Origin of the sequence: Actinocorallia longicatena (assembly GCF_039534125.1) — a bacterium.
GTDB classification, from domain to species: domain Bacteria; phylum Actinomycetota; class Actinomycetes; order Streptosporangiales; family Streptosporangiaceae; genus Actinocorallia; species Actinocorallia longicatena.
In genome coordinates this window covers 237956-253318 of record NZ_BAAAUV010000010.1, presented here as the reverse complement: position 1 = coordinate 253318, position 15363 = coordinate 237956, and the positions used below count along the sequence as shown (strand labels likewise).

Below are 15363 nucleotides of genomic sequence, written 5' to 3'. Positions count from 1 at the left end.
GCCGAGTACGAGGAGACGTTCCATCGATCAGCCGCCGGCACCGGCCTGGCGAGCGAGAACCACGCGATCTAGCCTCCAACTTCGCCGGGGCGGCCCAGTAGAAATCCTGGTGTAACTCCTGAGGTGTAGGAGACATCTGTGACGAACGTGAAGAAGCTGGTCCAGAACCCGGTGGTCGAGGTGGGAGCGTCAGCTGCTGCGGCTGCGGTGGATGCGCGGGTGGTCGCTGAGTTGGTGGCTCGGGCGCAGGCCGAGGGAACTCCGGTCGGTGGTGAGGGTGGTCTGCTGGCGCAGCTGACCAAGCTCGTGCTGGAGGCGTCGTTGCAGGGCGAGATGGATGCTCATCTGGGCTATGCCAAGCACGATCCCGCAGGTCGGGATGGGAAGAACTCGCGGAATGGCAAGCGGTCCAAGACGGTGTTGACCGAGGCCGGGCCGGTGGAGATTGAGGTGCCCCGCGACCGGGACTCGAGCTTTGAACCTCAGATCGTCCGCAAGCATCAGCGCAGGTTGGACGGCATCGACGGGATCGTGTTGTCGCTGTCGGCGAAGGGGTTGACGACGGGCGAGATCTCGGCGCATCTGGCCGAGGTGTATGGCGCCTCGGTGTCCAGGGACACGATCAGCACGATCACCGACCGGGTCCTGGAAGGGATGGCCGAATGGCAGTCCCGGCCGTTGGACGAGATCTACCCGGTCGTGTTCATCGATGCCCTGCGAGTGAAGATCCGGGACGGTCAGGTCGCGAACCGGCCCATCTACCTGGCGTTGGGCGTGACCGTTGACGGGCAACGCGACTTCTTGGGCCTGTGGGCCGGTGAGCACGGCGAAGGTGAGGGCGCCAAGTACTGGCTGCGAGTCCTGACCGAGATCAAGAACCGCGGGGTCAAAGACGTCCTCATGCTGGTCTGTGACGGGCTCAAGGGACTACCTGACTCCGTTGCCGTGACCTGGCCGCAGACGGTGGTGCAGACCTGTGTCGTTCACCTGCTCAGGAACTCGTTCGCCTATGCGGGCCGGCAGCACTGGTCGCAGATCGCTAAGGATCTCAAGCCCGTCTATACGGCTCCGACCGAGGTCGCGGCGTTCGACCGGTTCGCCGAGTTCAGCGAGAAGTGGGAAGGCAGATACCCCGCGATCGTCAGGTTGTGGACGAGCGCGTGGGCCGAGTTCGTGCCGTTCCTGGCCTTCGACATCGAGATCCGCAAAGTCGTCTGCACCACCAACGCCATCGAATCGGTCAACGCCCGGCTGCGCCGGGCCGTGAACGCCCGCGGTCACTTCCCCACCGAGCAGGCCGCGATGAAGTGTCTCTACATGGCGTTGATGGGCCTGGACCCCACCGGCCAGGGCCGCGGGGCCTGGGTCCGCCGCTGGAAACCCGCCCTGAACGCCTTCGACATCCACTTCGACGGCCGCCTCACCGCGGCCAACCGCTAACCCCAACAAGATCCAGTTACACCAAGATCTAGACAGGCCCGAACGAGCCGGGAGCAGGCGGGCTGCTCCCGGCTCGTTCATTTGTTGCCGCCTGGTTTGGTTACTCCGCCGGGCTGATCGATGGGATCGGGTTGGTCACGGGTGCTGGTCTTCGTGACGGTTGGCGCGGTGCTGCTCGGTGGTGTCGCGGGTGGCGGTCAGGGTCGCGAGGAGGCGGAGTGCGTCGTGGCTGGGGGTGTTTGGGGTGGCGGTGTGGATGAGGAGGGTGAGGCCGGGGTCGGAGGTGAGGGTCATGGCTTCGAAGTGGAGGTGGAGGTCGCCGACGTCGGGGTGGTGGAGGTTCTTGGTGCCGGTGCGGTGGTGGCGGACGTTGTGGTCTGCCCACCGTTGCCGGAAGGTCTGGCTGCGGGTGGACAGTTCGCCGATGAGGTCGGTGAGGTCTTTGTCGTAGGGGTGGCGGCCGGCTTCGGCGCGGAGCATGGCGGCGACGTCGTCGGCGGCCAGGAGGTCGTGGCGGTCGTTGCGGATCCAGGCGGGCGCGTCGGTGATCGCGTCGAGCATGTGCTGGAGTTCGGGGCGGATCTTCCGGGCGGCGGTGCGGCGGCGGGGCGCCGAGGTCGGTGGCGTCCGCCGCGCGATCTCGAACAGGTGTTCGCGTTCGGCGTCGTCGAGGTGGAGGGCGCGGGCGACGCCGTCCAGGACGCCGTCGGAGGCACTGGACAGCTTCCCGCGTTCCAGGCGGATGTAGTAGTCGACCGAGACCCCGGCGAGCATGGCGACCTCTTCGCGGCGCAGGCCTTTGACGCGGCGATTGCCGCCGTAGGCGGACAGTCCGGCCTGCTCGGGGGTGATGCGGGCGCGGCGGGAGGTGAGGAACTCCTGGATCTCGGTGCGGTCGTCCATGCAGTCCACGGTAGGTGACGGCGCGCGGGTGAAGCAGGTACTGGCGTTACCTGGAACGACAGGCACTGCCACGCCCGGGTCAAAGGACGTTTGCTGGAGGCGAGCCTCCCGGAAGACCCCGCTTGACCGGCGCCGGGTAGGCCTTTGACCAGTGACGTTACGAAAGGTACCGATATGCGGGCAGCGTTTATGTACGGGGCGGGAGATGTGCGGATCGACACGGTCTCGGACCCGGTGATCCAGCGGCCGACCGACGCGCTGGTGCGGGTCGTCACCGCCTGTATCTGCGGGTCGGACCTGCACCCCTACCACTCGATGCCCGCCGGTGAGGCGTGGCCGATGGGGCATGAGTTCATCGGAGTCGTGGAGGAGACCGGCTCGGAGGTGGCCACGGTGCGGCGCGGCGATCTGGTGATCGCGCCGGGACCTTCCTGGCAGAACACGCACGTGCCGTCCGACCAGGCGAAGAACCGTGACTGAGCTGGGCTGGCCTGCCTTTGACGCCGAGAGCGTGGCGCCTTGGCGGGCGATCACCGGGAACGACCTTGACGGGCAGCCGACGGGCATCACCGCCGAGATGCTGCCGCGCATCCGGGCCTTCACGATGTCCGATCGCGAGGCACTGCTGGCCGGGCGGCAGTTCGGGGGCGATGACGTCGAGATCGCGACCCCGGACGGGAAGATGACGCTCTCGGTCTTCCTGCCGCGAGAACGGCGGGAGGGCGCGCCGGCCATCTTCTGGATCCACGGCGGAGGCATGATCGTCGGAGATCGCTTCGGGGCGGGCGACGCGCTCGACCTCGCTGAAGCCAGTGGCGCCGTCGTCGTCTCGCCGGAGTACCGGCTGGCCCCCGAACACCCCTCACCGGCCGCGCTGGACGACTGCCTCGCCGGGTTCCGGTGGTTCTCCGATCACGTGGAAGAGCTCGGAGCGGACCCTCGGCGGCTGTTCCTCGCCGGCGGGAGCGCGGGTGGCGGCCTGGCGGCGGCGTGCGCACTGCGGATCCGCGATGAGGGAGGCCCGGCGCTGTCCGGGCTGATCCTTTTGAGCCCGATGCTGGACGACCGGATGGCCGGTGTGTCCGCACAGCAGTTCACCTTCGGGGTCCCCTGGACCCGGTCCAGCAACGTCTTCGGCTGGCGCTGCCTGCTGGGAGAGCGCGCTGGCACGCAGGACGTCTCGATCTACGAGGCGCCGGGTCGCGCCGGGGACCTGACAGGGCTGCCGCCTTCGTTCATCGATGTCGGGAGCGCGGACCTCTTCCGCGACGAGAGCGTCGCGTTCGCCTCCGCCATCTGGGGGTCCGGCGGGAACGCCGAACTTCACGTATGGCCTGGCGGCTACCACGGCTTCGAGCAGATGGCGCCCGCCTCCGCGCTGGCGGTCGCGGCCGTCGCGGCGCGCAAGAGCTGGCTCAGCAGGATCCTGGCCGCTCAGAAGGAGCAGGGCGCCGACTAACTGGACGGGCGAAGGAGGTCCTCGAGGGCGGCGAGGGCCTGCTTGACGCGGTCGATGTCGGCGGGATCCGTGCTGTCGATCGCTTTGGCCACCGCGGTGTCGATCTCGGCGGCGGGCCGGGTGGTCGCGTGCCGCATGGCCTCGTCGGTGAGCCGGACCAGTGTTCTACGGCGGTCGAGCGGGTCGGGGACGGCTTCGACGATTCCGGCTTCGCGCAGCCGGGCGACGCAGGCGGAGACCTGGCTCTGCTGGAACTTCACCCGGGCGGTGACGTCGGAGATGGAGCTCCCCGGATTCTCCGCGATGTCGAACAGGACGGCGCGGGCGGGAGCGCTCAGCTGCCGGAAGCCGCCCTCCGGCATCGCCTGCTCGCCGAGCTTCATCAGCTTGCGGCCCAGCTGGAAGAGGTCGAATCCGTCCATGCCACGAGATTACACCAAAGTAGATGCATCACTCTTGTTCTAACCGCTCGTGTCGGGCTAGGGTCGCTGCCGTGCTTATCCGATTGCTTCGGCGATATCTGATTCCTTACCGGTGGCTCGTCGTCGCGGTGATGGGCCTGCAGCTCGTCCAGACCGCCGCGGCCCTGCTGCTGCCGGACCTGAGCGCCGACATCATCGACCGGGGTGTTCTTCCCAGCGATGTCGGCGCTATCTGGCGGCTCGGCGGGGTGATGGCCGCGATCGCCCTGGTCCAGCTGGTCTGTGCCGTGGGCGCCGTCATCGTGGCGGCGCGGGTGTCGTCCTGCCTGGCGGGGGATCTACGGACCGCGCTGTTCGGCCACGTGCAGACGTTCTCGGCGCGGGAGATGGACCGGTTCGGCGCGCCGTCGCTGGTCACCCGGACGACCAACGACGTCCAGCAGATCCAGATGGTCGTGCAGACCACGCTCACCTTCCTGGTGACGGCGCCGCTCATGTGCGCCGGCGGCATCGTGTTCGCGCTCCGCCAGGACCTCCCGTTGTCCCTGCTGCTCGTCGTGATCGTGCCGGTGCTGGCGACGGTGACCCGGATGATCATGAGAAGGATGGCTCCGCTGTCGGCGGTGCTGCAGGCCACGATCGACACGGTGAACCGGATCATGCGCGAGCAGATCACGGGTCAGCGCGTCATCCGGGCGTTCGTCAAGGAGACGCACGAGCAGGCTCGGTTCGCCGAGGCCAACGACCGGCTCACCGAGGTGTCGTTGCGCGTCGGACGGCTGATGGCTCTGATCTTCCCCGTGGTGACCGCTCTGGCGGGTGTCGCCGGGGTGGCCGTCGTCTGGATCGGTGCGGGCCGTGTCGACTCCGGGGCGATCGGCGTCGGTGCTCTGTCGGCGTTCCTCGGCTACGTCCTGCAGATCCTCGGTGCGGCGATCATGGCGACCTACCTGCTGCCCCAGCTCCCCAGGGCCGAAGTCTGCGCCCGCCGCGCCGCGGAGGTCCTCGACACCCACAGCAGCGTTGTGACGCCGAGAGAGCCGGCCCGATCGATGCCCGACCCGGGCAGGGTCGAGCTGCGTGACGTCGCCTTTCACTATCCGGGAGCGGAGACGGCGGTGGTGACCGGCGTCGGTTTCGCCGCGACCGCCGGCGAGACCGTCGCGATCATCGGCGGAACGGGCAGCGGGAAGAGCACGCTGCTGAAACTGATCCCACGGCTCGCGGACACCTCGGCAGGAGCGGTGCTGGTCGGCGGCGTCGACGTGCGCGACCTCGACAGGGAGATGCTCAGCCGGACCATCGGCTACGTGCCGCAGCGCCGCTTCCTGTTCTCTGGAACGATCGCCACCAACCTGCGCTTCGGCGCACCTGACGCCTCCGACGATGACTTGTGGCGGGCTCTGGACATCGCCCAGGCCCGTGCCTTCGTCGAGGACCTTCCCGGCGGGCTCGACGCCCCGATCAGCCAGGGCGGCACCAACGTCTCCGGCGGCCAGCGCCAGCGCCTGGCCATCGCCCGCGCGCTGGCCCGACGACCGCGGATCTACGTGTTCGACGACTCCTTCTCCGCCCTCGACTACGCCACTGACGCTCGCCTGCGCGAGGCGCTGGCCGCCACGACGGCTGAGGCGACCGTCATCATCGTGGCGCAGCGGGTGAACACCATCCGAGACGCCGACCGGATCGTGGTGCTCGACGACGGACACGTCGTCGGGATCGGCACCCACCACGAGCTGTTCGACGCCAACCCCACCTACCGCGAGATCGTCCTGTCCCAGCTGACCGGCGCGGAGGCGGCATGAAGACCTCCCCGACCGTCCGCCGGCTCTGGCCGACGCTCACCCACCAGCGATGGCTGTTCGCCGGATCGCTGGCCACCGGCCTGGTCAGCGTCGCGCTGGCGGCCGCCGGACCATGGCTGCTGGGACGGGGAACCGACCTCGTCCTCGACGGCGCCCTGCGACACGATCTGGACTACACCGGGCTGAGCCGGGTCATGCTGGCCGCGGCCGGAGCCTATGCGGCCGCGGGGCTCTTCGCCGTCGTCCAGGCCAGGGCCGCCAACCTGGCCGTCCAACGGGTCCTGCGCACTCTCCGCGCCGACGTCGAAGACAAGTTGACCCGGCTCCCGCTCGGGGCCGTCGACGGCCAACGGCGCGGTGAGGTCCTCAGCCGCGTCACCAACGACATCGACAACCTCGGCATCGCCCTCCAGCAGGCCTTCGGCCAACTCGTGATCCCGCTGTTCAGCATCGTGGCGACGCTGGCCGTGATGTTCTGGATCTCCTGGCTGCTGGCGCTCATCGCGTGCGTCACCGCTCCACTGTCGATCGGCGCAGCGGCATGGCTGATCAAACGGGCACAGCCTGCCTTCGCCGACCAATGGCGGCACACCGGCGAGGTCAACGGTCACATCGAGGAGATGTACACCGGCCACGCTCTGATCAAGGCGTTCGGCCGCGAGCAGCAGGCCATCGACGCCTTCGCGGCGGGCAACGGCGAGCTGACCGACGCGACCCGCCGGGCGCAGACGTTCTCCAACGCGATCCAGCCGCTGATGATGTTCCTCAGCAACCTCACCTACATCCTCATCGCGGTCGTCGGCGGAGTGCGGGTCGCCGCCGGGGCACTGACCGTCGGCGACGTCCAGGCCTTCATCCAGTACTCCCGCCAGTACAGCCAGCCGTTCTCCTTCCTCGCCAGCATGGCCGGGATGATCCAATCCGGTCTGGCCTCCGCCGACCGCGTCGTCGAACTCCTCGACGCGGCCGAGCAGACCCCGGACCCGACGGGAACGGCTCCACCGGAGACCGTCCGCGGCGCGGTCGCGTTCGAGGACGTCTCCTTCGGCTACCAGCCGGGCCGGCCGCTGATCGAGCACCTCACCCTGACCGCGGAACCGGGCCACACGATCGCGATCGTCGGCCCCACGGGAGCCGGGAAGACGACCTTGGTCAACCTCCTCATGCGTTTCTATGAGATCGACTCCGGACGCATCAGCCTGGACGGCGCCGACATCGCGACGATGCCGCGCCGCCACCTGCGTTCCCGGATCGGCATGGTCCTCCAGGACACCTGGCTGTTCAGCGGCACCATCGCCGACAACATCGCCTACGGCGCCTCCGATGCCACGCGGGATCAGGTCGTGGCCGCCGCGAAAGCGGCCCACGCCGACCGGTTCATCCGCACGCTGCCCGAGGGCTACGACACGGTCGTCGACGATGAGGGGGGATCGGCCCTGAGCGCCGGGGAGAGGCAGCTGCTGACCATCGCCCGCGCCTTCCTAGCCGATCCGGCGATCCTCATCCTGGACGAGGCGACCAGTTCCGTCGACACCCGCACCGAGGCCCTCATCCAGCAGGCCCTGACCCGGCTGCGGTACGGACGGACCGCCTTCGTCATCGCCCACCGCCTGTCGACCATCCGCGACGCCGACACCATCGTCGTCATGGAAGGCGGCGCCATCGCCGAACAGGGCACCCATGATCACCTACTCGCCGCAGGAGGCCCCTACGCCCGGCTGTACGCCGCGCAGTTCGCCGCGACCGCCTGACGACTACTGCGTTTTCACTAGCCGCAGACGGTGCGGTGTCGGCAGGCGCACGACGACGGGGCAGGGGGCGGGCGGACAGCCTGGAGGGGTATCCGAACGACGATGTGGAGACCCTGACCATGGCTGTTTTCCTTTACCGATGGGGCCGGCTGGCCTTCCGGCGGCGCTGGGCCGCCGTCGTGTTGTGGGTGGTGGTGCTGGCCGGGGTCGGGTCGGGCGCCGTCCTGGCGCCCGCCGCCCCGGATGACGGGTTCTCCATGCCGGGAACCGAGTCGCAGAAGGCGTTCGATCTGATCGAACAGCGTTTCCCCGGCGGGGGCGCCGAAGGAGCCGACGCCCGGATCGTGTTCATCGCCCCGGACGGCCAGAAAGTGACCACCGCCAAGTACCGCTCGGCGATCACCGCAACGGTCACCGAGGCCGGCCGGGGCCCGCAGACCGCCAGGGCCACCGACCCGTTCACCTCCGGCGGAGTGAGCGGGGACGGCTCCACCGCCTACGCCACAATCACGTACAAGGCGAAGGCCGATGACCTGACCGACGCCACCAAGGCGACTTTGACCCAAGCCCTGAAGGACGGCCGGAACAGCGGACTCGCCGTCGAGGCCGGAGGTACTGCTCTGGGCACCACCCCCGCGGCCGGCGGTGCGGGCGAGGCCCTCGGCGTCGCCATCGCGGCACTCGTCTTGTTGGTCACCTTCGGCTCCCTGGCCGCAGCGGGTTTGCCGCTGATCACCGCGCTGTTCAGCGTGGGCGTCGGTACCGCGTCGATCTTCGCGCTCGGCAGTGTGCTGGGGATCGGAGCCTCGACCAGCACCTTGGCCACGATGCTCGGCGTGGCGGTGGGCATCGACTACGCGGTGTTCATCGTGTCCCGCTACCGGGAGGAACGCGCCAGAGGCCATGCCCCGCAGGAGGCGGCGGGACTGGCCGCCGGGACCGCCGGATCCGCCGTGGTCTTCGCGGGACTCACCGTGGTCATCGGGCTGGCCGGGCTGTTCGTGGTCGGGATCCCCGCCCTGACGAAGATGGGCATGGCCGCCGCCGGAGCCGTCATCGTGGCCGTACTCGTCGCCCTCACCCTGGTCCCCGCCCTGCTCGGCTTCTTCCCCCGGGCCGTACTGGCCCGCCCGGTCCGGCGCGGCGGAAAGAAGACGAAGGACGGCGCAGGTGGCGACCGCTGGGCCCGCCTCGTCCTGCGCCGCCCCCTGACGGTCCTGCTGCTGGCCGTCGCGGCGCTCGCCGTGGTCGCCTTGCCGGTGACCCGCCTTCACCTGGGGTATGCGGGGGATGAGTCCAAGCCCGTCTCCACCAGCGAGCGCCGCGCCTACGACGCCCTCGCCGACGCCTTCGGACCCGGCTTCAACGGACCTTTGACCATCGTCGTCGACGCGCGAGGGACGGAAAGCCCGAAAGTCGGAGTGGCCTCGATCACTGAAATGATCAAGAAGACGGACGGCATCGTGTCGGTGTCCGCGCCGGCCTTCGACGCCGACGGCGGCACCGCGATCTTCTCCGCCGTCCCGGCATTCGCTCCCGACGATGAGAAGACCGCCGACCTGGTGCGGACCATCCGCGCCGAACGGCATCGCATCGAGCGGACCAACGGTGCCACCTTCGCGGTCACCGGATCCACGGCTGTCAACATCGACAGCGCTCAGAAGGTCCAAGGCGCGCTGATCCCCTACCTCGGAGTCGTCGTGGGGCTGGCCTTCCTGCTGCTCCTGATCGTCTTCCGGTCCGTGCTCGTCCCGCTCAAGGCGGCCCTGGGCTTCCTGCTGTCGGTGCTGGCCGCGCTGGGATCGGTCGTCGCGGTCTTCCAGTGGGGCTGGTTCGCCGGCCTGCTGGGTCTGGAGACGACCGGCCCGATCATGACGTTGATGCCGATCTTCATGGTGGGCATCGTGTTCGGGCTCGCGATGGACTACGAGGTGTTCCTCGTCGCCCGCATCAGGGAGGCCTACGTGGACAGCGGAGAACCCGCGACCGCGGTCATCAACGGCTTCCGGCACAGCGCCCGCGTCGTGGTGGCCGCCGCCTTGATCATGATCGCGGTGTTCTCCGGGTTCATCGGCTCCGGCGAACCCCTGATCAAGATGATCGGGTTCGGGATGGCGATCGCGGTGCTGTTCGACGCGTTCGTCGTCAGGATGACCATCGTGCCCGCCGCACTGGCCCTGCTCGGCGAACGGGCCTGGTGGATGCCCCGATGGCTGGACAAGGTCCTTCCCAGCGTGGACGTCGAAGGCCAGGCGCTCCACCGCGTTCCGGCCGCGCCCGAGACCGTCGATCCTCGGGCGGCGGCCCTCCGCTGACACCGGCCCGCAGGCCACCGCAGGGACACAGGCGGCCTGCGGGCTTTCCGGCCGCCCGTAGGCCACGATGGTCGCACCACCGACAGGAAATCCGATGATCACCACTTGGCAGGATCGCACTCGCGAACATCCGCGTCTGGCCGACGCGGCCCTGGCGCTGCTGCTGTTCGCTGCGGCCGTTCCCGGCATCGCGCTCAAGACCGCCGGCGTGACCACGCCGGGTCCGTGGTGGCCCGGGATCACACTGGCGGCTGTGGCCTGCGCGGCGCTGTTGTGGCGCCGTACCCTGCCTCGCGCGGTCACCATGGTGACGATCAGCTGCGCGACGGGTCAGGCGGCGCTGGGCTTCGTCCTGACGGTGCTGCTCCTGGGTCCGCTGATGGCCGCCCTGTACTCGCTGGCCGTCCGCACCGATCGCAGGACCACCCGGATCTTCCTGCTGCTGGCCGTCCTGCCGGTGGTGGACACCGCGCTGATCGCCGGACCCGAGCAAGAGTCGATCGTCTTGAAGACCATCGGGCCGATCGCCTGGCTCGTCCTGCCGGTCGCCCTCGGCTCGGTGACACGACTGCGCCGGGCCTACACCGAAGCCGTGCAGGCTCGCGCCGAATACGCCGAACGCACCCGAGAGGAGGAGGCGCGGCACCGCGTCGCCGAGGAACGCATGCGCATCGCCCGTGAACTCCACGACGTCGTCGCCCACCACCTGGCGCTGGCCAACGCCCAGGCCGGAACCGTCGCCCACCTCCTGCGCACCCATCCCGACCAGGCCGAGAAGATGGTCAACGAGCTCACCGGCACTACCTCGGCGGCGCTCCGGGAGATGAAGGCCGTCGTCGGGCTCCTGCGCCAGGAAGACGATCCGCAAGCCCCTTTGCAACCGGCCCCCGGCCTCGACCAGGTGACCGACCTTGCCGCCTCGTTCGCCTCTGCGGGCCTCACCGTCACCGTCGCCGTGCAGGGTTCGCCCCGGCCGGTCGCACCGGGCGTGGACGTGACGGGCTACCGGATCGTCCAGGAAGCGCTGACCAACGTCACCAAACACGCCGCCACACACTCCGCCCACGTCACGCTCGCCTACTCCGACGACCTGCTCAGCATCACGATCACCGATGACGGGCAGGGGACGTCACGGCCCGGAGCCGAATCCGGGTACGGCGTCATCGGCATGCGTGAGCGTGCCATCGCCGTCGGCGGCCGGCTGACCGCGGGCGCCCGCCCGGCGGGCGGCTTCGAAGTCGCCGCCGACCTTCCGTTGCCCGCACCGCCCAAGAAGGAAGACCTGACCGCATGACCATCCGTGTCCTGCTCGCCGACGACCAGGCGCTGCTGCGTGAGACCTTCCGCATTCTCATCGACTCCTGTGAGGACATGCGGGTGGTGGCCGAAGCGGCGGATGGCCGGGAAGCCGTCAGCCTCACCCGCACCCACCGTCCCGACGTCGTCGTCATGGACATCCGCATGCCCGGCACCGACGGTCTCGCCGCCACGGCCGCCATCTGCGACGATCCCGCTCTGGCCGCGACCCGGGTTCTCATCCTCACGACCTTCGAGATCGACGAATACGTCGCACAGGCCCTGCGAGCCGGCGCCAGCGGCTTCCTCGGCAAGGACGTCAGCGCCGACGAACTGCTCGCCGCCATCCGCACCGTCTCCGCCGGCGAGTCCCTGCTCTCCCCGCAGGCCACCCGCACCCTCATCACGCGTTTTCTGGCCGCCCCCGCACAGGTTCCCGCGGACGCCCTCGATCGCCTCGCCGACCTCACCGCCCGCGAACGCGAAGTGATGGCCTTGGCGGCCGAAGGCGACACCAACACCGAGATCGCCGAGAAACTGCATGTCAGCCCACTGACCGCCCGCACCCACATCCACCGGGCCATGACCAAGCTCCACGCCCGCGACCGCGCCCAGCTCGTCGTGATCGCCTACCAGACCGGCCTGGTCCGCCCGACGTGACCGACCGAAGCCCTCACACCGCCGAACGGCGGGCTCTCCTACCGGGCGTCCCGGGTCTGCACCCACGGCTGTGGCGGCTGAGGCGGCCGGAACCTTCGCGGCCCGATCGGCGGCGCGGCAAACGGGATCCGAGCGAACACCGCTCCGCCCTTCTCCAGAACCGCCCGTCCAGCCTTCCCTGCGGCAGGCCGACGGAAGTGCTGTTCTGCACGGCTCTGCTCCTGGTGTGCGGTAGGCGTCGTGCGTGCCCTCACGGGTCAGCCGGTCGAACTCCGGAGGTGAGATCGAGTGGATTGCCGTGCGGACTCGGGGTGTCCCAGCGCTGCTGGTCGGTGAGTACCACGATCACACCATGACGCCGCGGCGCGGTGTCGCTCACAGATCATGGCCTTTCTCGTTGTCTACTCTGTCGCACAGCCAAGCGAGTAATGCGCATTAGTTTCCTTGTGCAAGGGTTGCCTGTCAACAGCAGCTTTCCTCGTTCCGCAGGGGGCGCGGGGGTTCTCAGGTGGAGGAGCGGACGACGATCTGGGGATCGATCCATGCCTGGTCGGACTGGTCGGTGGTCTTGGCGAGCCCGGCGAGGACCGCTTCGGCGCGTCGGGTGACGACCTGGTCCATGTCGAAAATGATCGTGGTGAGTGGCGGGTCGGCCAGACGGGCGGTCGGGATGTCATCGACACCGATGACGGCGAGGTCCTGCGGGGAGGTGAGGCCGTGGGCTCGCATGCCGGCCAGGATTGCGGTGGCGGTCTCGTCGTTGAACGCGCAAATGGCGGTCACGCCTTCGGCGGACCATCGGGCGACCGCGTCGGCGGCGACGTCGGCGTCCAGGCTCGTGGCCAGGGCGAGCGGGGCGGGAAGGCCGGCCTCGGCGCAGGCTTCGATCACACCGCCGAGGCGGTCCCGAGCCATCGAGGCAAGACCAGGATGGGCGGTGAGCGCGTAACCCAGCCGCTGGTGGCCGCGCTCGATCAGATGCTTCGCCTGGATCTGGCCGATCGGGTGCATGGCGTAGGAGTGCTCGGCGTGGGAGGGCAGGACGACTTCGGCTCCCGCCCGGTGGAGCTCCTTGATCGTCGCCGGGTCGAAGGATTCGAATCCGACGACCGCTGAGGCGCCCACGGCGGCGCAGACGTCGGGCAGTGGGCGCCCGTGCGCGCCGGCCAGATGGGTGACGAGGGTCAGCTTGTGGGCGGCGAGCGCGCCGGCCAGACCTTCGATGAAGCGGCTGATGCCCGCGCCGATGGGGATGTCGGGGATGGAGAGCAGGACGATGTCGCTGCGTCCGGCGGCCAGGGCCCGTGCGGAGGCGTGCGGCCGGTAGTTCAGGTTGCGCGCGGCTTCCAGGACCCGTTGCCGAGTCTCCTCGGGGATCGACTGACCGGGACGGTTATTGAGCACGAAGCTCACCGTCGTCTGGGAGACACCGGCGGCTCGCGCTACATCTGAGCTGGTGGGGCGCTTGGCAGGTCGCGTCATGATCTTCTCGTCGCGGGGATGCCGATCTTGTCGGCGTCGTCCCATCGTACGGCTTCCCGCACTGGGGAGCGCGTCGCCGCCGAGACCGCAGCCGCCTCGGGTGAATGTTACAGCTTCGTGTCTTGCCGCCGTCCGTCTCGCCGCCTACGCTCCTAAAGCGCATTAGTAATGCGATTTACCGGGCTTCCCCGGTCCGGGCACCTCGAAAATCCGGACCTCATCCCCAAAGGAGCTCCATGTCCATCACTCCCGGCATCCTCCGGCGGCCCCGCGCCGCGGCCGCCGCGTTCGCGGTGGCAGCCCTGCTGGCTTCGGCGGCCTGCGGCGGCTCATCCGATACTCCGGACGCGACCGGCGGCCCGACCGCCGACACCCTGCTCTCGACCGCGATCCAGGCGCCCCCGAGTTCGTTCGCGCTGACCCAGCTCGACGGAGGCCAGGGCAGCTATGTGTGGGGGTCGCTGTACGACCGGCTCCTGTACATCGACAACACCGGTGCGATCAAGCCGAACGCCGCCGAGAGCTTCACCTACTCCGCTGACCGCAAGACCCTGACCCTGAAGCTCCAGCAGGGCATGAAGTTCCGGTCCGGGGCTCCGGTGAACGCCGCGGCCGTCAAGGCGAGCCTCGACCGCATCCGTGACACCCCCGGCCCCAACCAGGCGAACGAGGCGTCGATCGCCTCGGTCGAGGCCCCTGACGAGTCCACCGTCGTCATCAAGCTCAAGCACCCCGACGGCTCCCTGCTGGTCAACCTCGCAGGGATCAACGGTGTGATCGGCGACCCGGCGACCATGGCCGACCCCGGCTCGGCGACGGACCCGATGACGTCGGGGCCCTACGAGCTGGACAAGGCCAGGACCGTCCCCGGGTCGGCCTACACCCTGGTGCGGCGCGACGACTACTGGAACGTCAAGGCCTACCCCTTCAAGACGGTCCGGATCGTCGTCATGCCGGACCGGGCGGCGGTCGTCAACGCGCTGCGCTCCGGGCAGCTCAACGCGGCCAGCGTCGACCCGACTCAAGTCGACCCGCTGAAGGCACAGGGCCTCCAGGTCAAGCCGATCGCCGCCTCGACCGCCGGGATCATGTTCCTCGCCGACCGCAAGGGCACCAAGCTCAAGCCGCTCGGCGACCTGAAGGTCAGGCAGGCCATCAACCAGGTCTTCGACCGGACCAAGCTGGTGCAGATGTTCCTGCGCGGTTCCGGCATGGCCACGACCCAGGTGTTCAACCCCAAGAGCCAGGCATTCGACGCTTCCCTCGACAAGGACTACCCCTTCGACGTCGCCGCGGCGAAGAAGCTGATGGCCGAGGCCGGGTACGCCGACGGATTCTCGGTCACGATGCCGAGCTTCGTGACCACCAAGCCCTTCGAGCCCGTCGTCACCGGAGCGCTGGGGGCGATCGGCATCAAGGTGACCTGGGAGCCGGTCCCGCTGCAGAACTACTCCTCCGCGCTGTCGTCGGGCAAGTTCCCGATGTTCTTCGCCTTCTACGGCCTCGACCACGAGGCGGTCCTGTCGACGCTGTACTTCAGCCCCGGCACCCCGACCAACCCGTTCAAGTCCGCCGACCCCGAGCTCACCAAACTGCTCGACGAGGCCAACGCGGCTACCGACGATGCGACGGCGGCCGCCGCTTACAAGAAGGTCAACCAGTTCGTGGTGAAGAACGCCTGGTTCGCGCCGATCCTCGACATCGGCACCACGTGGGTGACGGCCAAGGGCATCAGCTACCTCGGTGACGGCACGTCGGTCGCCCTGGACGTCCGCACCTTCGGCAACGCCGGCTGACCGCGATCCGGGCGGCCTCGGGGGGCCGCCCGGA

The 15363-nt window shown here is 69.0% G+C and carries 13 protein-coding genes; 9 read left to right on the top strand and 4 right to left on the bottom strand.

The features are described from left to right. The first annotated feature begins 171 nt into the window (after positions 1–171). Positions 172–1440 (top strand): IS256 family transposase, encoded by a 1269-nt coding sequence (locus ABD785_RS22040; RefSeq protein ID WP_425547803.1) that lies wholly within the window; start codon positions 172–174, stop codon positions 1438–1440. 135 nt (positions 1441–1575) lie between these two features. Here the strand turns inward: ABD785_RS22040 and ABD785_RS22035 are convergent, their stop codons facing one another. After that, positions 1576–2343: a helix-turn-helix transcriptional regulator gene (locus tag ABD785_RS22035; RefSeq protein WP_344831367.1), complete on the bottom strand. Its 768-nt coding sequence runs from the start codon at positions 2341–2343 to the stop codon at positions 1576–1578. 174 nt (positions 2344–2517) lie between these two features. On the opposite strand from ABD785_RS22035, the gene ABD785_RS22030 reads away from it, so the two are divergent. Next, on the top strand, positions 2518–2823 hold the full coding sequence (locus ABD785_RS22030; RefSeq protein WP_344831363.1) for an alcohol dehydrogenase catalytic domain-containing protein: 306 nt from the start codon (positions 2518–2520) through the stop codon (positions 2821–2823). Then, positions 2816–3802: an alpha/beta hydrolase gene (locus ABD785_RS22025; RefSeq protein WP_344831360.1), complete on the top strand. Its 987-nt coding sequence runs from the start codon at positions 2816–2818 to the stop codon at positions 3800–3802. The genes ABD785_RS22030 and ABD785_RS22025 overlap by 8 nt, the downstream gene beginning before the upstream one ends. Here the strand turns inward: ABD785_RS22025 and ABD785_RS22020 are convergent. Continuing rightward, positions 3799–4224 (bottom strand): MarR family winged helix-turn-helix transcriptional regulator, encoded by a 426-nt coding sequence (locus ABD785_RS22020; protein WP_344831357.1) that lies wholly within the window; start codon positions 4222–4224, stop codon positions 3799–3801. The two genes, ABD785_RS22025 and ABD785_RS22020, sit on opposite strands and share 4 nt — an antisense overlap. Positions 4225–4295: 71 nt before the next feature. Between ABD785_RS22020 and ABD785_RS22015 the strand changes: the two genes are divergently transcribed. From ABD785_RS22015 to ABD785_RS21995, 5 genes are all read left to right on the top strand, one after another. Further along, positions 4296–6029 carry an ABC transporter ATP-binding protein gene (locus ABD785_RS22015; RefSeq protein WP_344831355.1) on the top strand — a complete coding sequence of 578 codons (1734 nt, stop codon included), beginning with the start codon at positions 4296–4298 and terminating at the stop codon, positions 6027–6029. Then, positions 6026–7780 (top strand): ABC transporter ATP-binding protein, encoded by a 1755-nt coding sequence (locus tag ABD785_RS22010; protein ID WP_344831353.1) that lies wholly within the window; start codon positions 6026–6028, stop codon positions 7778–7780. The genes ABD785_RS22015 and ABD785_RS22010 overlap by 4 nt, the downstream gene beginning before the upstream one ends. 119 nt (positions 7781–7899) lie before the next feature. Continuing rightward, a complete protein-coding gene (locus ABD785_RS22005; protein WP_344831351.1) occupies positions 7900–10095 on the top strand; it encodes an MMPL family transporter in 2196 nt (731 codons plus the stop codon). A gap of 94 nt (positions 10096–10189) precedes the next feature. After that, the gene (locus ABD785_RS22000) at positions 10190–11389 is read left to right on the top strand and encodes a sensor histidine kinase (protein WP_344831349.1); all 1200 of its coding nucleotides are present in this window, start codon (positions 10190–10192) and stop codon (positions 11387–11389) included. Further along, positions 11386–12051 (top strand): response regulator transcription factor, encoded by a 666-nt coding sequence (locus tag ABD785_RS21995; RefSeq protein ID WP_344831347.1) that lies wholly within the window; start codon positions 11386–11388, stop codon positions 12049–12051. Before ABD785_RS22000 ends, ABD785_RS21995 begins: the two co-directional genes overlap by 4 nt. A gap of 38 nt (positions 12052–12089) precedes the next feature. Here ABD785_RS21995 and ABD785_RS21990 read toward each other — a convergent pair whose 3' ends face one another. Beyond that, positions 12090–12191, bottom strand: a complete 102-nt coding sequence (locus tag ABD785_RS21990; protein ID WP_344831344.1) for a carboxylesterase family protein — start codon at positions 12189–12191, stop codon at positions 12090–12092. A 364-nt stretch (positions 12192–12555) separates the two neighbouring features. Then, positions 12556–13533, bottom strand: a complete 978-nt coding sequence (locus tag ABD785_RS21985; protein WP_344831342.1) for a LacI family DNA-binding transcriptional regulator — start codon at positions 13531–13533, stop codon at positions 12556–12558. Between the two features lie 236 nt (positions 13534–13769). Between ABD785_RS21985 and ABD785_RS21980 the strand changes: the two genes are divergently transcribed. Then, entirely contained in the window at positions 13770–15329 is a 1560-nt protein-coding gene (locus ABD785_RS21980) for an ABC transporter substrate-binding protein (protein WP_344831340.1), read from the top strand. Positions 15330–15363 lie beyond the last annotated feature (34 nt).